13 protein-coding genes, 1 pseudogene and 1 other annotated feature are annotated in these 18,280 nt (G+C 48.7%); of the genes and pseudogenes, 6 read left to right on the forward strand and 8 right to left on the reverse strand.

Annotated features, from left to right (window positions below; genetic code table 11):
* Positions 1–9: 9 nt before the first annotated feature.
* From acnA to topA, 4 genes are all read right to left on the reverse strand, one after another.
* Positions 10–2,691: an aconitate hydratase AcnA gene (acnA, locus tag ACF2G4_RS05895; protein WP_409075693.1), complete on the reverse strand. Its 2,682-nt coding sequence runs from the start codon at positions 2,689–2,691 to the stop codon at positions 10–12.
* 608 nt (positions 2,692–3,299) lie between these two features.
* Complete coding sequence (locus tag ACF2G4_RS05900) at positions 3,300–3,458, reverse strand: YmiA family putative membrane protein (protein ID WP_215846704.1); 159 nt, start codon at positions 3,456–3,458, stop codon at positions 3,300–3,302.
* Between the two features lie 494 nt (positions 3,459–3,952).
* Positions 3,953–4,927 (reverse strand): HTH-type transcriptional regulator CysB, encoded by a 975-nt coding sequence (gene cysB, locus ACF2G4_RS05905; RefSeq protein WP_215846703.1) that lies wholly within the window; start codon positions 4,925–4,927, stop codon positions 3,953–3,955.
* A gap of 189 nt (positions 4,928–5,116) precedes the next feature.
* On the reverse strand, positions 5,117–7,714 hold the full coding sequence (topA, locus tag ACF2G4_RS05910; protein WP_409075694.1) for a type I DNA topoisomerase: 2,598 nt from the start codon (positions 7,712–7,714) through the stop codon (positions 5,117–5,119).
* Positions 7,715–8,085: 371 nt separating this feature from the next.
* Between topA and ACF2G4_RS05915 the strand changes: the two genes are divergently transcribed.
* Positions 8,086–8,334 (forward strand): DUF2498 family protein, encoded by a 249-nt coding sequence (locus ACF2G4_RS05915; protein ID WP_215846702.1) that lies wholly within the window; start codon positions 8,086–8,088, stop codon positions 8,332–8,334.
* Positions 8,335–8,375: 41 nt separating this feature from the next.
* On the opposite strand, the gene sohB is transcribed toward ACF2G4_RS05915, so the two are convergent.
* Positions 8,376–9,422: a protease SohB gene (gene sohB / locus ACF2G4_RS05920; protein ID WP_215846701.1), complete on the reverse strand. Its 1,047-nt coding sequence runs from the start codon at positions 9,420–9,422 to the stop codon at positions 8,376–8,378.
* Between the two features lie 175 nt (positions 9,423–9,597).
* Between sohB and ACF2G4_RS05925 the strand changes: the two genes are divergently transcribed.
* Both ACF2G4_RS05925 and cobO read left to right on the forward strand, forming a co-directional pair.
* The gene (locus ACF2G4_RS05925) at positions 9,598–10,359 is read left to right on the forward strand and encodes a YciK family oxidoreductase (RefSeq protein WP_409075695.1); all 762 of its coding nucleotides are present in this window, start codon (positions 9,598–9,600) and stop codon (positions 10,357–10,359) included.
* Entirely contained in the window at positions 10,359–10,949 is a 591-nt protein-coding gene (gene cobO / locus ACF2G4_RS05930; protein ID WP_409075696.1) for a cob(I)yrinic acid a,c-diamide adenosyltransferase, read from the forward strand. Before ACF2G4_RS05925 ends, cobO begins: the two co-directional genes overlap by 1 nt.
* 64 nt (positions 10,950–11,013) lie before the next feature.
* Here the strand turns inward: cobO and rluB are convergent, their stop codons facing one another.
* Positions 11,014–11,904, reverse strand: coding sequence for a 23S rRNA pseudouridine(2605) synthase RluB (gene rluB, locus ACF2G4_RS05935; RefSeq protein ID WP_215846698.1), 891 nt, complete (start codon positions 11,902–11,904; stop codon positions 11,014–11,016).
* 765 nt (positions 11,905–12,669) lie between these two features.
* Between rluB and ACF2G4_RS05940 the strand changes: the two genes are divergently transcribed.
* On the forward strand, positions 12,670–13,317 hold the full coding sequence (locus tag ACF2G4_RS05940; protein ID WP_409075697.1) for a serine protease: 648 nt from the start codon (positions 12,670–12,672) through the stop codon (positions 13,315–13,317).
* A gap of 5 nt (positions 13,318–13,322) precedes the next feature.
* Here ACF2G4_RS05940 and ACF2G4_RS05945 read toward each other — a convergent pair whose 3' ends face one another.
* Entirely contained in the window at positions 13,323–13,943 is a 621-nt protein-coding gene (locus tag ACF2G4_RS05945) for an L-threonylcarbamoyladenylate synthase (RefSeq protein ID WP_215846696.1), read from the reverse strand.
* Between the two features lie 12 nt (positions 13,944–13,955).
* On the reverse strand, positions 13,956–14,840 hold the full coding sequence (gene rnm / locus ACF2G4_RS05950) for an RNase RNM (RefSeq protein ID WP_215846695.1): 885 nt from the start codon (positions 14,838–14,840) through the stop codon (positions 13,956–13,958).
* Between the two features lie 154 nt (positions 14,841–14,994).
* Positions 14,995–15,099, forward strand: a sequence feature (Trp leader region).
* 23 nt (positions 15,100–15,122) lie between these two features.
* Between rnm and ACF2G4_RS05955 the strand changes: the two genes are divergently transcribed.
* Both ACF2G4_RS05955 and trpD read left to right on the forward strand, forming a co-directional pair.
* Complete coding sequence (locus ACF2G4_RS05955) at positions 15,123–16,685, forward strand: anthranilate synthase component 1 (RefSeq protein ID WP_332628205.1); 1,563 nt, start codon at positions 15,123–15,125, stop codon at positions 16,683–16,685.
* Positions 16,685–18,278 (forward strand): annotated as a pseudogene (gene trpD, locus ACF2G4_RS05960) (bifunctional anthranilate synthase glutamate amidotransferase component TrpG/anthranilate phosphoribosyltransferase TrpD). The gene ACF2G4_RS05955 and the pseudogene trpD overlap by 1 nt, the downstream one beginning before the upstream one ends.
* Positions 18,279–18,280 lie beyond the last annotated feature (2 nt).

Raw genomic sequence — 18,280 nt, forward strand, 5'->3', positions numbered from 1 at the left:
GCTTTTTTATCAATTAAGCATGTTGCGTATCACGTAGTGCAAGATGCCGTCATTTCGGTAATAGGTTAACTCATTACCTGTATCAATACGGCACCGCGTTTCCAGCAGCTCCTTGCTACCGTCAGCACGCGTTAAGGTCACTTTCACCGTGCAGCCGGGCTGCAATTGATCCAGATTTTCAACGTCAATCAACTCTTCCCCGGTCAGACCTAACGTTTTACGCGTGGTATCCGGTGGAAATTCCAGCGGCAAAATTCCCATACCGATCAGATTTGAACGGTGAATTCGCTCAAATGACTCCGAAATCACTACGCGTACGCCTTGTAAACGAGGCCCTTTGGCTGCCCAGTCACGGCTTGATCCCGATCCATACTCTTTACCCGCAATCACCGCTAAGGGGACACCTTCGGCCTGGTATTTCATCGCCGCATCGTAAATCGCTAACACTTCGCCACTCGGATGATGTTTGGTGTAACCCCCTTCTACGCCGGGCACCATCTCATTACGAATACGGATATTTGCAAAGGTGCCGCGCATCATTACTTCATGGTTACCACGACGCGAACCGTAAGAGTTAAAGTCATTGCGTTCTACACCATGCGACATCAAGTAGCGTCCTGCTGGGCTTTCCGCTTTAATGCTACCTGCTGGAGAGATATGGTCGGTTGTCACCGAATCACCTAACATTGCCAGCACGCGTGCGCCTTTGATGTCTTTAACCGGCTTGGGTTCTTTCTCCATATCATCAAAGAAAGGTGAAAGCCGAATATAGGTCGAGCCTTCATCCCAGTCATAGGTGGCCGCTTCGCTGACTTTTATCTCCTGCCACTCCGGTGTGCCATCGAACACTTCGGCATACTCTTTATGGAACATGTCACTGGTAACTTGCTGAACAGCAGTAGCAATTTCTTCCGGTGATGGCCAGATATCTTTTAGATAAACCGGCTGCCCTGTGTGATCGTGACCAAGCGGATCGGTTTGCAGATTGATCTTCATGTTTCCAGCCAACGCATACGCCACCACCAACGGCGGCGAGGCCAACCAGTTCGTTTTGATCAGCGGATGAATACGGCCTTCAAAGTTGCGATTACCAGAAAGCACCGCGCCAACGGTTAAATCACCTTCTTTAATGGCAGATTCAATCTCATCAGGCAACGGGCCTGAGTTACCGATGCAAGTCGTGCAGCCGTAACCCACCAAATTAAAGCCAAGCTTATCCAAAGAAGGCGTCAACTGCGCCACCGCCAGATAATCTGAAACCACTTTCGAACCCGGTGCCAGGGACGCTTTAACCCACGGCTGGCGCTTGAGGCCGCGCTCAACAGCTTTTTTAGCCAATAAACCGGCCGCCATAAGGACACTTGGATTAGAAGTATTAGTGCATGACGTTATGGCACTAATAACAACCGCGCCGTCGGTAAGCTCATGGCTTAAGCCGGTTTCACTGTCCGTGTAATTAATAATCTTGTGCGGTTTTTGTGCCTGATTGACTTCAAGTTCATTGCTGGCATCAAATGCAGCGGGAACATCTCCCAGTGAGACGCGATCCTGAGGACGCTTAGGACCCGCCAGGCTCGATTCGACCTCATTCATATCCAGCGCTAGCGTGCTGGTAAAAATAGGTTCATCGCCAGGGTTACGCCACATGCCCTGCTGTTTTGCATAGGCTTCAACCAACGCCACCTGATCGACTTCGCGACCGGTTAGCGTCATGTAGCTTAATGTCACTTCATCAATGGGAAAGAAACCGCAGGTTGCGCCATATTCTGGTGCCATATTGGCAATAGTTGCGCGGTCAGCCAGCGGCAAATCAGCTAAACCATCACCGTAGAATTCAACAAACTTACCCACTACGCCATGTTTGCGTAGCATCTGCGTGACAGTTAATACCAAGTCTGTGGCAGTGATGCCAGGACGTAATTTACCGGTTAATTTAAAGCCGACAACATCAGGGATCAACATGGAAACCGGCTGTCCGAGCATGGCCGCTTCAGCTTCGATCCCTCCCACACCCCAGCCTAATACGCCCAGCGCATTGATCATGGTGGTGTGCGAATCAGTACCGACTAAAGTATCGGGCCAGGCATACTCTTTTCCGTTCAGGTTTTCATGCCAGATAGATTTGCCAAGATATTCGAGATTAACTTGATGGCAAATACCTGTTCCTGGCGGGACAACGCGGAATTTATCAAAGGCTTTTTGCCCCCAGCGCAGGAAAACGTAACGTTCATGATTGCGCTCCATTTCCAAACGAACGTTCTCTTCAAACGCATCATCATCGCCAAAATGGTCAACCGTGACGGAATGGTCAATGACTAAATCTACAGGGGAAAGCGGATTAACTTTTGCGACATCACCACCGAGGCGGTTTACCGCTTCTCGCATAGCGGCTAAATCTACAACAGCAGGCACGCCGGTAAAATCTTGCATGAGCACACGCGCAGGACGATAGGCAATTTCGCGATCGGCATGTGCATCTTTTTGCCAATCAACCAGCGCCTGGATATCTTCTGCCGTAACAGAATCTCCATCCTGCCAACGTAACAGGTTTTCAAGCAACACTTTCATAGACTTAGGAAGGCGATCAATGTTGCCGAGGTGTTGAGCAGCGAGGGGCAGACTAAAAAAATGATAGGTTTGATTGTCGACCTGCAGTGTTTCCTGACTCTGCTCGCGTAGGGTAAACGACATAGTTCCTCCTTTATAATCGTGATCTTTAAACCTCAGTGAAAACAAGGTTTATGTTAAAGATAGACCACAATTTCGTTAACGTTTTGATTACAACACGATTTGCTACAATCAAACGCAAACGAAAATGCCCCGTGCAGGACACGAGGCATCAGAAAGAGGTGTTTTAATTCAAATTATAGTGCGATCCATACAGCCGCAGACCAAAACGCAAATGAGAAGGCGTAAGCACTGAACCAAGACATTTTTATCATATTCATAAATTCACTCCTCACTGAAAATTGGCGCAAAAAGTCATGAAATCATCCCTGAAAAGGGTGAAAACTTTTTAAACTGAGTGTGATAAAGACTGGGCTTTTAAAGTGCCCGCCGGAATAACCGGTAAGAAAAGATTTTCACTAAGTAATTAATTACTTACTTCTTAAATATTATTTCGCTTTCGGGTCCATGAAAGACTCGATGAAATGGCGTTGGGTGTCACTCAACTCCCAAGAGTCTGGGATTGATGCAAATTCCTGCTTCGCGCCAACCTCTTTTGACTTACAGCCAGAAGGTTTGTGCTGGCGCGCGGTCAAAGAACGTTTATGGCTGAGTGTATTTGCCCACATGGCTTAGCCCCACATACGCCAGATCGTTAATGCTACGACTACCCAAAACAGTGCGGAAGCAGCAAAAATGGTCAACCAAGCTTTGCGACGAGTATTGCCAGAACGCTCAACCTTGGTGCTTTTAGCCGGAAAATCCGGTTGTACAGTTATTCTCGTATTCATAGTTTTTGATAATCACTCTCAATAAAATGATTGATAACACCGATGAAGAATTAGGACGAATCCTAAACTCGTTAAGACCAAAAATCCAGTTATTTTTATTGAGTACAACGATTAACGCTATTTATCAAAATAACTAAAAAACTTAAGTAATCATTAACTTCTCCCCTCTTTTATTATTAAACAATTACAGCAAAAATTTGGCTTAAAATGGAATTAGTACCAGTTAAAACTATTGTATAAATTTAAAACCCTTATTAAAAGCGCTTCCAAATCAAGTCATAACTGGAGTATGGGAATAATCCTGGCGTGCCGCAAAGCGGTATGGTTAAAAATGTGTACTGATTCGCAATTAATGAACATCAATAAAGAAACATGTGATCGATGTTTCATTTACAAAAAAATAATGAAACTTATCCATCTTCATCTGGCGCTAACAACTAGCAATAAAAAAGGCTGCCAAAGGCAGCCTTAAACAAAATTAATCAGTGAGGTGATTATTTAAACGGTAACTTTATGTCTTTAAACATCGCTTCAATATCGTCATTAGAACGTAATGCAACCGCGGCATCCACCACATCACGAGTCAAATGTGGCGCAAAACGTTGAATGAAATCATACATATAACTCCTCAGAAAGGTGCTTCGTCGGAAACCAATTTTGGTTGTGCTATTGGTGAATATTTCCGCAGCCTCAATCCTTACAAGGTCAGGATCTGACACCGGATCAACCGCCATACTGGCAATGACACCCACGCCTAATCCTAATCTAACGTAGGTTTTAATCACATCAGCATCGGTTGCAGTGAAAACGATCCGTGGTGTTAATCCCGCACGGTTAAAAGCGGTATCAAGTTCAGAGCGCCCAGTAAAGCCAAAGGTATAGGTAACAAGCGGAAAATCTGCCAGCTCTTGAATCGTAACCTGTGCTTTGCCCGCTAAGGGATGATCAGGCGTAACAACAATTGCGCGATTCCAGTGGTAACAAGGCAACATGATCAGGTCGTCGTACAAATGCAGCGCTTCAGTAGCAATAGCAAAATCTGCATTCCCTTTCGAAACGGCTTCTGCAATTTGAGTCGGTGAACCTTGATGCATATGCAGCGATACGCGCGGGTAACGTTCTATAAACCCTTTAATCACGCCGGGCAAAGCATAACGAGCCTGAGTGTGTGTCGTAGCTACGTAAAGCGATCCTTTATCGGGCCAGGTGTGTTCACCCGCCACAGATTTAATCGCATCTACTTTTGATAAGACTTCTCGAGCGATGCGGATAATCTCTTCGCCAGCAGGGGTAACCTGGGTGAGATGCTTTCCGCTACGGGCAAAAATCTGTACCCCTAACTCATCTTCTAGCATGCGCACTTGTTTACTGATGCCAGGTTGCGAAGTGTAAAGACCTTCCGCGGTCGAGGATACGTTTAAATTATGATTAACCACTTCAACGATATAGCGCAACTGCTGTAATTTCATATATGTTCTATCCCAGTAAGCTACAGAGTCGCATCCCCGGCTGACATAAAGTCGCCTAAACAGCGTGCTGAATATCCGGAATCAGAAAGGTCGGAAATGCTATAACCACTATATCATTTAGATAACAAATGTAGAACTTATTGATATAAGGGAATGAAAAAGGCCAGCGAGCGCTGGCCTTTTAGGGGATTACTTCTTCGCTTCTTGCCACTTGCCTTCTATATAGAAGGCGGACCAACCGGTAGCTTTGCCCTCTTTTTCAGAAGAGACATATTGCTGTTTAGTTTTACGACTAAATCGCACCATGGTTTTGTTGCCTTCTGGATCCGCAGCCGGGGCTTCAGCCAGGTATTTCAATTTCTCAGGCAAACGGTCGCTGAAGCGTTGTAACTCTTCTACCAACGGCGCACGCGTTTCGCGCGATTTAGGGAAGGTATTTGCTGCCAGGAAAACGCCCGCTGCACCATCACGTAAAACGAAATACGCATCCGATTTTTCACATGCCAGTTCTGGTAAAGGAACCGGATCTTCTTTCGGCGGCGCAACATCACCGTTGCGTAATATCTTACGGGTGTTTTTACACTCGTCGTTGGTGCAAGCCATGTATTTGCCGAAACGCCCCATCTTCAGGTGCATTTCAGAGCCACATTTTTCACATTCAACAATCGGGCCGTCATAACCTTTAATGCGGAATTCACCCTGCTCGATTTCGTAACCGTCACACTCTGGATTGTTACCACAAACGTGCAGCTTACGCTGATTATCGATCAAGTAGCTGTCCATTGCCGTGCCACATTTTTGGCAACGACGACGAGCACGCAGCGCATTGGTTTCCGCATCATCGCCTTCCAGAATATTGAGCACTTCATTTTCTGGAATCAGGTTGATGGTCTGCTTGCAACGCTCTTTAGGCGGTAACGCATAACCAGAACAGCCGAGGAATACACCGGTGCTGGCGGTACGAATACCCATTGGACGGCTGCAGGTGGGACAATCAATGCTGGTTAACACCATCTGATTAGGCTGCATGCCGCCCTCTTCAGGATCTTTTTCAGCTTGCTCAAGTTGCTGGCTGAAATCACTGAAGAAGTTGTCGAGCACCGCTTTCCACTTCGCTTGATTATTCGCAACCTGATCAAGGTTGTTTTCCATGCGCGCAGTGAAGTCGTAATTCATCAATTCACGGAAGTTCTCTTCCAGACGATCGGTAACGATCTCACCCATTTTTTCAGCATAGAAACGACGGTTTTCGACGCGTACGTAACCACGATCCTGAATGGTAGAAATGATGGAAGCATAAGTGGAAGGACGACCGATTCCGCGCTTTTCTAGCTCACGTACCAAGGACGCTTCGCTAAATCGTGCTGGCGGCTTGGTAAAGTGCTGGCTTGGCATCAGCTGTTGCAGATCGAGCACATCGCCCACGTTAACGGCAGGCAATGTACGATCTTCATCGTTCTTGCGCAGCGCAGGCATGACTTTTGTCCAGCCGTCAAAACGCAGCGTGCGTCCTTTGGCCTTCAATTTATAGTCACCCGCCGCCGCTGTCAGCGTAGTGGAATCATATTGTGCTGGCGTCATCTGACAGGCCACGAATTGACGCCAGATTAGCTGATACAGCTTCTGCGCATCCGCTTCCATGTCCTTAAGTTGCTCTGCAATCACTTCCACATCAGAAGGACGAATTGCTTCGTGCGCTTCCTGCGAGTTCTCTTTGCTGGCGTAAGTATTGGCAGACTCCGGCATGTATTTTTTGCCAAAGTTGCTTTCAATATATCCACGCGCCATAGCAACCGCATCCTGACTCAAGTTGGTTGAGTCGGTACGCATATAGGTGATGTGTCCTGCTTCATACAGGCGCTGCGCCATCATCATGGTTTTCTTGACGCCAAAGCCCAAGCGTGTGCTGGCTGCCTGCTGCAATGTCGAGGTGATATACGGTGCGCCAGGTTTGCTGCTGGTCGGCTTATCTTCACGATCCACAATTTCATAACGCGCTTTTTCCAGCAGCGCTAGCGCAGCATGCGTTTGCTCGCGGTTTACCGGGCGGAATGCTTTGTCATTATGATGCGAGACTTCCATTGGCAGATCGTCGCCTTTCGGCGTGGTCAGGCTGGCTTGTACTTCCCAGTACTCTTCTGGCACAAACGCTTTGATTTCGCGTTCACGCTCAACCACCAGACGAACGGCAACAGATTGCACGCGGCCTGCGGATAATCCACGCGCCACTTTTTTCCATAACAAGGGAGAAACCATGTAACCCACAACGCGGTCCATAAAACGACGCGCCTGCTGAGCATTTACACGGTCAATATTGAGTTCGCCCGGCTTTTCAAAAGCCTGACGAATAGCATTCTTGGTGATTTCGTTGAACACCACGCGGCTGAAGCGCTTGTCATCTCCCCCGATCACTTCCCGCAGGTGCCAGGCAATGGCTTCCCCTTCGCGGTCAAGGTCAGTTGCGAGATAAATGTGGTCTGCATTTTCTGCTAACGCTTTTAATTCAGCGACGACTTTTTCTTTGCCTGGCAGAATTTGGTAATCCGCTTCCCAGCCATGATAAGGATCGACGCCCATGCGGCTAACCAGCGCGGCTTTCTCATCTTTTTTAACTTTTTTAACTTTTTTATCTGTCGAAGCGTCAGCACTTTTTTTAGCGGTTGAACCACTGGTCGGCAGATCTCGAATATGACCAACGCTGGATTTAACCACGTAGTCATTGCCGAGGTATTTATTGATTGTTTTGGCCTTTGCCGGGGACTCAACAATAACGAGTGCTTTACCCATATTTACCTTTACCTAATGAAATCGTCCTGCTTAACGGGAGAGGATTTGATGCCCAAAAACCCATCGGGTTCAATATTGCTGCGCCTGTTTAACATTTCAAGGCGGCGGGATCAATCTCAGGTCAGACAACATGGCGTGATGCAACTTTATGATTAAAATCGCTTTTTCCACCTGACATAATCACACTTCCTGGTGCGATCTCCCTGAAATCTGAATCGCCCACACTCTACCTGATAAAATCTGTTACGCAACTTAATTAGCACTCAGGCTAAATTTGCGCCAATTTTTCAGTCATTGCGACCATTTGTCGAACAGTGAGGCTCGCAAGTAATATAGAAAGGATTAAGAGGCTGTCAAAAAGGAATGAATAAATGCAGAACGATACCCAGGCTATTACACGCCACGCGTTGCTGGAAAAAGCCAACGTAATGATCAAAGCGCATGATGATTATTTTACCGGAATGGAAGCGACAGACGTGGTACAGCACGGTGAGGTTTTCGTGTTTCGCGGTCCCTTTTTTCTTGATGAGAATGAGATCCCTACAGCGAAAACAACGGCGGTGTTTAACGTGTTTAAATATCTCGCGGTCGCGTTATCATCTCAATATCACCTGGAGTAAAACCACCGCATTAAAAAACCCGGCTCTCGCCGGGTTATATCTTACAACAAGGGCTTTTCACCCCGTTGCCAGAGCTTCATTAATAGTCGCTCGGCGACAGAACCGGCGCTATGCGTAACGCGGTCAATCATCTTGCGACGACGCGCGTAGTGAACGCCCAGTACATTAAAGCTATCCATTTGACGAATAATGAGATCATCACTGGTGCCAATCTCATCAATCAAACCCAAGTCTAATGCCTGGCGTCCATACCAGTGTTCACCGGTAGCCACGTTATCGATATTCAATGATGGACGCATTTCATGAACGAAATCTTTAAACAGCACATGTGTTTCATTAAGATCCTCCTGAAATTTTTCACGTCCTTCTTCGGTGTTCTCACCAAACAGCGTTAGCGTACGTTTGTATTGGCCAGCAGTATGCAATTCCACATCAATGTCGTTACGTTTAAGCAGACGATTAAAGTTTGGAATTTGAGCGACAACGCCAATCGAACCGATTATGGAAAACGGCGCGGCGACAATACGATCGGCCACACAAGCCATCATGTAACCGCCGCTAGCCGCAACTTTGTCAACAGCAGCCGTAACGCGCAGGCCACCATCACGCAAGCGTTGCAGCTGTGACGCTGCCAAACCATAACCATGAACCACCCCGCCAGGACTTTCCAGACGCAACAACACCTCATCACCGCTCTGTTTTACAGCTAACACGGCTGAAATTTCTTCTCGTAATGAAGTCACTTCGCTGGCGTCCATGCTGCCTTTGAAATCGATGACATACAGTGTCGGCTTCACGATTTCGGTTTCACCCTGCTTAGCCGCACGCTTTTCCGCTTTTGCTTTCTGCTTCTCAGCTTTCTTATGATTTTTCAACCACAGTTTTTGCACTTGCGGTTTCATCTTCGCTAACTGCACATCGTCTTTCATCTGCTGATAATCATCACCCAGATGTGTCAGACGCAGCTGGCCGCTTTGACCGCGTTTGCGCAGCGTCGCATTCATGATGATCAGCACAATAGCCGCGACGGCAATCACCAACGTCACAACTTTTGCGAGAAAGAGTCCATAATTTGCAAGAAGATCCATTACGTCGCCTTATTAAACAGAGAATTAGAGACAATAGAATAGTTTAACTTGTTTACACCCAAGCGTCGCCTGAAATGCCAGCACCTGGCACAGAATGCGCCTGTCGATGATTGCACATCACATGAAATTGAGGCATAAAACGAAAACACTTTGACCTTCGCTAGAGGATTTCCCTGTGCACTATCAACCGAAAAGCGATTTGCTCAATAATCGAATTATTCTCGTCACCGGCGCTTCTGACGGTATTGGCCGTGAAGCCGCGTTAACCTACGCGCGCTACGGCGCGGAAGTCATTCTGCTGGGACGCAATCTTGAGCGACTTCAGCTCACCGAGAAGGCAATCAATCAGTTAAACAAGCGACCCGCGCACAGCGTGGTGTTCGATCTGGTACAAGCTACGCCAGAAAATTGCCAACACATTGCTCAACAGTTGGCACTGCAATTTTCGCACTTAGATGGCGTATTACACAATGCGGGTATTTTAGGTGAGATTGTCCCGCTGGCTGAGCTTGATCCTCACGTTTGGCAACAAGTCATGAAGATAAATGTCGATGCCACTTTTTATCTCACACAGGCGTTGCTGCCGCTACTGTTAAAATCGGATGCAGGCTCACTGATCTTTACTACGTCCAGCGTAGGACGCACCGGGCGTTCCGGCTGGGGTGCTTACGCCGTGTCGAAGTTTGCTACTGAAGGTATGATGCAAGTATTGGCTGATGAATATAAAAATCAGCACTTGCGGGTAAACTGTATCAACCCGGGTGGAACGCGCACAAAAATGCGAGCCAGCGCCTTCCCTGAGGAAGATGCCAACAAGCTAAAAACCCCAGCCGATTTAATGCCGCTCTATCTTTATTTGATGGGTGATGATAGCCGTCGTAAAACCGGTATGAGTTTTGATGCCCAGCCAGGCCGAAAACCGGGAGCAGCTGAATAATGAGTGAAGATCGCCACCAGCAACGTCAGCAACGATTAAAAGAACACGTTGATGCACGCATTGCCGCCGCGACCGAGGTACGCGGTATTCTGATGGTTTTCACCGGCAATGGTAAAGGCAAAACCACGGCGGCATTTGGTACTGCATTGCGAGCTTGCGGTCACGGTAAGCGTGTCGGCGCAATCCAGTTCATAAAAGGCGAATGGCCTAACGGCGAGCGCAATCTGCTGGAGCAACATGGCGTTGAGTTTCAGGTGATGTCGACCGGATTTACCTGGGAAACGCAAAATCGTCAGGCTGACACCGATGCCTGTTTAGCCGTATGGGAACAGGCCAAACGCATGCTCGCAGATAGCCATCTTGATTTGGTGATCCTTGATGAAATCACTTATATGGCCAGTATGGATTACCTGCCGCTTGAGGAGCTGATTGCTGCACTTGTTCAGCGTCCTTTGCAACAAAGCGTCATTATTACAGGACGTGGTTGCCATCGCAGCCTCATGGAAATGGCTGACACAGTGACCGAGATGCGTCCGGTTAAACACGCTTTTGATGTCGGCATTCAGGCGCAGCAAGGAATTGACTGGTAATAAAGAATAAGCGGGTAATAAAAGAAAACGCAGCGGTTAAGCTGCGTTTAGATGAACAGGAAACTTAAGAAGACGTTCGTTTGCTGCTTTTGCCGCCGGTAGGACGACGCTGCGCAGTTCCGGTCTGGCTGTGACGTTTCACGGCTCGACGAATTTGGTTAGCCTTGGTACGACGACGATCTTTCTCAACAACCAGTTTGGTAACCGTTTCGTCATCCATACCGACCAAATTACGTAAGTAGTTGACCGCAGGAAGATCCAGCTCGGTCCAACCGCCACGTGGCAAGTTTTTCGGCAGATGAATATCACCATAACGCACGCGCATCAGACGGCTCACCTGCACGCCAACCGCTTCCCATAAACGACGTACCTCACGGTTACGTCCTTCGGTCAGCGTTACGTTATACCATTGGTTAATGCCTTCACCGCCGCCAAAGCGCAGAGTTTTGAAAGCGGCTGGGCCATCTTCCAACTGCACGCCTTTGCTCAATTGACGGATTTTATCGTCATCTACCTGACCAAATACACGCACGGCGTATTCACGTTCAACTTCACGGCTTGGATGCATCAGACGGTTTGCCAGCTCACCATCAGTAGTGAACAGCATCAATCCACACGTATTGACGTCCAGACGACCAACAGCAATCCAGCGTGAACCGCGCAGTCGCGGCAAACGATCAAAGACGGTTGGACGACCTTCAGGGTCACTACGGGTGCAAAGTTCACCTTCTGGTTTGTAATATGCCAAAACGCGACAGACTTCCGTTGCGGATTCGGCAATCGAGACCAGATGACCATCAATGCGAATTTTAAGGGCTTTACTGTTTTCGATACGGTCGCCTAGCGTAGCCAGTTTGCCATCAACGCTGACGCGTCCGGCGGCGATCATTGTTTCGATTTCACGACGCGAACCATGGCCGGCACGCGCTAATACTTTCTGTAACTTTTCGCTCATTGAGCTTCCTCATTGTCGCCTTCCCAGGCGTCACGGTAGGGTGATAAGTCTTTTCAAATCAACAAGTTAACTTAAAAAGTTTGGCCTATTATACAGACATTTAACCCTGATGTAACGCGGTTTATGAAGATGGCACTCTTCCTAATAATAGTGTTAATTGGCGATAATTCACGCCTAATAACTCGTCGTTAAACACGACTTATTTACTATTTCGAGCAGCACTCAAAACAGCAATATCGAAAACTTTATACTTAGTGAGCATTAAATTTATTAAACAATATGATTTAATTAAAAGTACTGACAACTCAATAAGTAACGGTATCTTAAACTCCACTGGCATTTCACATACATCATTTAAACCATAAAAAAAGAGCTTGGCAGCATAATGTATCGTTTAATTGATTTTATCTGGCATGTGATATTGATAAAAAATAAATTATCAAACTTAATGCACCATAGGTTGAATTAAATCATGATATTCAGGTTTATTTGTCTAATATTAATTTTATTGAATTGTACAGCTTTATTAAATGTGTACAATTCAATCCCGAAGAGCAAAAAAATCAGAGTGAAAGATTAACGCCATTCATCCAAAAATTAAATTATATCTCATGCTTCATTAATAAATATTTTGCTTCTTCATTAATACAATAAACCGGCGCATCCGGAATTGTTGCGTTAATACGGTTCAGTGATGAACCTGATATTGCATGTCGAAAATCCTCACCAGGGATATTAAAGACATGCCTAAATAAAGAAAAAACCATGAAAAAACTGTTTCTGTGCCCAGCGTTTATCGCGCTGGCTTTGAGCGGTTGTTCTGTGGGCCAAACCGAGTACAGTCGAACGGCGATGCAGCACGTAGACATGAGCGTGACCGGCATCCCGACGATCCTTGGTCTTGGCACTTTGGGCAGCAGCATCCCCCTCACACCTGAATATAGCCTGACAGCCGCACACGTTGCGAAATATGCCGTTCAACGCGTAAAGGCCTATCATCCTTATTGCGATCTTGCGATTATTTATCACAAGAATGACGCAAAGACATTAGCCAAATTCCGTAACAGTGATATTGGCGATTCAATAAAAATGTATGGCTACAGCTTTATTTCCGCCTTGCCTGTGGAATCAACGGGCACTAATTTAGCGCGCACAGCCATTCGGAATAATTGGAATAAAAGTCCTTGTATGGCGATGGCTTCAAATGCGGGAGTGGTGCAAGGGATGTCTGGCGGCGGTGTTTATAACCGCGATGAAACGCTGGGTGGTGTTATTGTGGGATATACAGACGCCATTAAAAATGGTCGCAGCGGAAAGATCATACTTAAAGACGTTTCGCTCTATATTCCCTACCGTGATTTCAAAGATTGGCTGCAGACAAATATTGGTCAGGCACCGACGCGCGGTGCCTGAGGAAATTACTGGAACGGACGGGTATCGCCAACGCCTTCGCGGATGATCTCAGGCGCATCATGCGTCAAATCAACTACCGTGGTTGGCTGCTGCCCCAACGTTCCTCCATCGATAATCAGATCGACCAATTTGCCAATGCTGTGCTGAATCTCTTCTGGGTCTGATTCGGTGAAATCATTGCCTGGCAAAATCAAAGAGGTCGACATCATTGGCTCATTTAACGCTTCAAGCAGCGCCAGAGCCACTGGATTTGACGGCACGCGCAGGCCAATGGTTTTACGCTTGTCGCTCATCAGGCGGCGCGGAACTTCTTTGGTGGCTTTCAGGATGAAGGTGTAATTCCCCGGCGTGTTGTTTTTTAGCAGACGAAACGCGGAATTATCGACCTGTGAATAGACTGATAACTCAGATAAGTCACGGCACATCAGGGTGAAATTATGATTGCCATCCAGCTGACGAATACGGCAAATGCGCTCCATTGCGCCCTTCTCTTCTAAACGACACCCCAAGGCATAGCCAGAATCGGTGGGGTAAACAATCACGCTGCCTTTATTGAGATATTCCACGGCCTGATTAATCAGGCGAGGCTGCGGATTGTCAGGATGGATATGAAAAAATTGACTCATAGAAACCTCGTGTCACCTTTCCGTGCAATCAGATGCAGGTGCCAAAGCCGGAAAACGTTCCCAGACCGGCTCGACGCCTGCGGGCAGCCATAATTTGCGTCCCAATTCAATCCACGGACAGGGTTGATGAAAATCAGAACCTTGTGAACCAGCTAACCCATTATCTCTGGCGTATTGCGCCAGCTGTGTGCGCTCATTAGGTGCTTGCTGGCATTGTGCAACTTCCATCGCATCACCGCCGGCATCGCGAAAATAAGCGACTAAGCGCTTAAGCCATTTTGCGGACAGTCCATAACGTCCGGGATGAGCCAGCACGGCACAACCACCAGAATGATGAATTGCATCAATAGCTTGTTCAATTGTACACCATTGTGGCGGGACATAGCCGGTTTTACCGCGCGCCAGGTAAGATTTGAAAACCTGCGCAAAATTATCCGCCCGTCCTTGTTCAACCAGAAAACGGGCAAAATGGCCACGCGTGATCACGCCACCTTCCGCCAAACGCGTTGCACCCGCCAGCGCGCCGGGAATCTGTGCTTTTTCCAGTCGTTCCGCAATATGTTCGGCACGTGTCTGACGGCGATCGTGCTGTGCAGCCAAAAAAGTGCTCATTACTGGATGGTGAATATCAATATTGAGTCCGACAATATGAATTTCATGGTTCTCCCACACCGTTGAAATCTCAACGCCAGCCACAACTTTGATGGGCAAATCTTGATCAATAGCCACCTGCTGCGCTTCCGTAACGCCGCCCACTGAATCGTGATCCGTAATTGCTAAAACGCCAATACGCATCTCAACAGCGCGCTGCACAAGGGCCTGCGGCGTGAGAAAGCCATCAGATGCCCGCGTGTGGCTGTGTAAATCATAAATAGGGAAACGGGCGATATCGCTCAAGCTAACTCCAGTAAAAATCTAAACTGGCCAGCATGATAACGATTTTGGCGGTCAGAGAAAAAGTGTATTGACATTTAAGCCATGAACCCGTTAACTAGTACACAAGTTCACACGTAACGGGTATTTAATCATGGCTGTTGTTCGTACGCTTTTAAACGGTTGGTGGCGCGATGTTCCCAGATACGGGCGACGTCGTCGTGCACAACTAGCGTAAACGCTGTGCAGATACCTGAGCCCGCCACCGAGCGGGCTTTTTTTCGAGCGAAATTCAGAGAATTCATCATGCCAAATGCGAAACCTACAGTGAAGTTGATTACCGGCACCGCGCCCTATCGCGAAGATCCGGCCGCAGTGTTTCATCAGTTATGCGGCGCACGCCCGGCAACCTTGCTGCTTGAATCTGCGGATATCGACAGTAAACGTAACCTAAAAAGCTTGCTGATCGTTGACAGCGCCCTGCGTATCAGTGCGCTTGGCAATAACGTCACCTTACAAGCGCTTTCGGAAAATGGCCGCGCGCTGCTGCCGCTGCTGGATGCCGTGCTACCGGACTCCGTGAAGATTGAAGCGCGCCCCGATGGACGAGTTTTAACCTTTCCCACCACAGAAGCGCTGCAAGATGAAGACTCCCGCTTACAGGCGCTTTCCGTATTCGATGCGCTGCGTTTGATTCCTCAACTGGTGAACGCACCCGCCGATGAACGTGAAGCTTTGCTGCTGGGCGGTCTGTTTGCTTACGACTTAGTGGCTGGCTTTGAAGAACTCCCCGAACTGGAAAGTCATCAGCGCTGTCCTGATTACTGCTTCTATTTAGCTGAAACCCTTTTAGTGCTGGATCATCAGGAACGCAGCGCACGTTTGCAGGCTAGCCTGTTCAGCCCCTCCACCAGCGAATTCCAACGCCTACAAGGGCGTATTGAACAGTTGCATGGCCAAATGCTGCAGCCAGCAGCGCCGTTACCGGTTCAATCTGTTGAACAGATGACGCTGAACACTAATCAAAGTGACGAAGAATATTGCGAAGTGGTACGCGACATGCAGGAAGCGATTCGCATTGGCGAGATTTTCCAGGTTGTACCTTCGCGCCGCTTCTCGCTGCCTTGCCCGTCGCCGCTGGCAGCGTATGACACGCTGAAAAGCAGTAATCCCAGCCCATACATGTTCTTCATGCAGGATCAGGATTTCACGCTGTTTGGCGCATCGCCGGAAAGTTCGCTGAAATATGACGCAACTTCACGCCAGATTGAAATCTACCCGATTGCCGGGACGCGCCCGCGGGGTCGTCATGCTGATGGTTCGCTGGATCGCGATCTCGACAGCCGCATTGAACTTGAAATGCGCACCGACCATAAAGAGTTGGCTGAGCATCTGATGCTGGTTGACCTGGCGCGTAACGATTTAGCACGTATCTGCGTGCCCGGCAGCCGCTATGTCGCCGATCTGACTAAAGTCGATCGTTATTCCTTTGTGATGCATTTAGTGTCACGCGTTGTGGGCACATTGCGCGAGGATCTTGACGTGCTGCATGCCTATCGCGCCTGTATGAATATGGGCACGCTAAGCGGCGCGCCAAAAGTCCGCGCGATGCAACGCATTGCCGCTGCGGAAGGTTCACGTCGTGGCAGTTACGGCGGCGCAGTGGGTTACTTCACCGCTAACGGCGACTTGGACACCTGCATTGTGATTCGCTCTGCCTACGTTGAAGACGGCGTTGCCACCGTGCAAGCCGGTGCTGGCGTCGTCCTGGATTCCAATCCCCAAGCTGAAGCGGATGAAAGCCGCAATAAAGCCCGCGCGGTGTTGCGCGCCATTGCAACAGCCCATCACTGCAAGGAGATTTTCTGATGGCCGATATTCTGCTGCTCGATAACATCGACTCATTTACCTATAACCTCGTCGACCAGTTGCGGACTTTCGGTCACAACGTGGTGATTTATCGCAACAACCTACCTGCAGAATTGCTGATCGACCATCTGCAGCGTATGGAGAACCCGGTATTGATGTTGTCACCAGGCCCGGGCGCACCGAAAGATGCCGGTTGCATGCCTGAGCTGCTTCGTGTGCTGCGGGGTCGCCTGCCGATTATTGGCATTTGCCTCGGTCATCAAGCCATTGTGGAAGCCTATGGCGGACACGTGGGCCAGGCGGGCGAAATCCTGCACGGCAAAGCATCCATTATCACGCATGACGGTGAAGCGATGTTTTCTGGCCTGAGCAATCCGCTGCCAGTGGCGCGTTATCACTCGTTGGTTGGCAGCAACACACCCGACGAATTAACGGTCAACGCCAGCTTTAACGGCATGGTGATGGCAGTGCGCCACGATGCAGATCGTGTTTGCGGATTCCAGTTCCATCCTGAATCCATTTTGACTACTCAAGGCGCACGTCTGCTTGAGCAGACGCTGGCTTGGGCGCTGGCGAAGTAACAGGGAGAACAAAATGCATACTATTCTGGAAAAACTTTACCAGGCGCAGACGCTAAATCAGGCTGAAAGCCATCAGCTATTCAGCGCAATCATTACCGGGCAGCTCGAGCCAACACAGTTAGCCGCAGCGCTCATCGCGATGAAAGTTCGCGGCGAAAAGCCAGAGGAGATTGCGGGTGCCGCAACGGCCTTGCTGGAAGATGCTAAACCCTTCCCGCGTCCCGATTATGCCTTTGCCGATATCGTTGGCACCGGCGGTGACGGCAGCAACAGCATTAATATTTCTACCGCCAGCGCATTTGTTGCCGCGACCTGTGGACTGAAAGTGGCGAAGCATGGCAACCGCAGCGTCTCCAGCAAGTCGGGTTCATCCGATCTGCTGGCTGCATTTGGCATTAATCTGGATATGCCTGCTGAGCAGGCGCGTAAAGCGCTGGATGATCTGAACGTTTGTTTCCTGTTTGCTCCGCAATATCACACTGGATTCCGCCATGCGATGCCGGTTCGCCAGCAGCTCAAAACCCGCACACTGTTTAATGTGCTCGGCCCGCTGATAAATCCCGCGCGCCCGCCGTTGGCCGTGATTGGGGTTTACAGCGCAGAGCTGGTGCTTCCTATTGCGCAGACATTAAAAGTATTGGGTTATCAGCGTGCCGCTGTGGTTCATGGAGGTGGCATGGACGAAGTGGCGCTGCATGATGTAACGCACGTAGCGGAACTGCGTGATGGCGAAATTACGCGTTACCTGCTGTCGCCAGAAGACTTTGGATTCGGCTTCCATCCCAAGGAAGCCTTGGCAGGCGGCACGCCGGAAGAAAACCGTGACATTCTTACACGTTTACTCCAGGGTAATGGCGAGCAGGCCCACGAGGAAGCCGTTGCCGTGAATGTGGCTATGCTGCTCAAAGTATTTGGCAATGAAGATTTGCGTGAAAATGCACAGCGTGCGCTCGCCGCAATCCGTAGCGGGCAGGCTTACGAGCGCGTGGTCGCTCTGGCAGCAAGAGGATAACC

The sequence above is a fragment of the Pantoea phytostimulans genome (assembly GCF_046118715.1).
Lineage (GTDB): Bacteria > Pseudomonadota > Gammaproteobacteria > Enterobacterales > Enterobacteriaceae > Pantoea > Pantoea phytostimulans.

Excerpts from the sequence above, each read along its gene's own strand:
- topA (WP_409075694.1), bottom strand. The coding sequence starts at position 7,714 with ATGGGTAAAGCACTCGTTATTGTTGAGTCCCCGGCAAAGGCCAAAACA.
- acnA (WP_409075693.1), bottom strand. The coding sequence starts at position 2,691 with ATGTCGTTTACCCTACGCGAGCAGAGTCAGGAAACACTGCAGGTCGAC.
- ACF2G4_RS05900 (WP_215846704.1), bottom strand. The coding sequence starts at position 3,458 with ATGAATACGAGAATAACTGTACAACCGGATTTTCCGGCTAAAAGCACC.
- ACF2G4_RS05915 (WP_215846702.1), top strand. The coding sequence starts at position 8,086 with ATGCAGAACGATACCCAGGCTATTACACGCCACGCGTTGCTGGAAAAA.
- cobO (WP_409075696.1), top strand. The coding sequence starts at position 10,359 with ATGAGTGAAGATCGCCACCAGCAACGTCAGCAACGATTAAAAGAACAC.
- sohB (WP_215846701.1), bottom strand. The coding sequence starts at position 9,422 with ATGGATCTTCTTGCAAATTATGGACTCTTTCTCGCAAAAGTTGTGACG.
- ACF2G4_RS05940 (WP_409075697.1), top strand. The coding sequence starts at position 12,670 with ATGAAAAAACTGTTTCTGTGCCCAGCGTTTATCGCGCTGGCTTTGAGC.
- ACF2G4_RS05955 (WP_332628205.1), top strand. The coding sequence starts at position 15,123 with ATGCCAAATGCGAAACCTACAGTGAAGTTGATTACCGGCACCGCGCCC.
- ACF2G4_RS05945 (WP_215846696.1), bottom strand. The coding sequence starts at position 13,943 with ATGAGTCAATTTTTTCATATCCATCCTGACAATCCGCAGCCTCGCCTG.
- rluB (WP_215846698.1), bottom strand. The coding sequence starts at position 11,904 with ATGAGCGAAAAGTTACAGAAAGTATTAGCGCGTGCCGGCCATGGTTCG.
- cysB (WP_215846703.1), bottom strand. The coding sequence starts at position 4,927 with ATGAAATTACAGCAGTTGCGCTATATCGTTGAAGTGGTTAATCATAAT.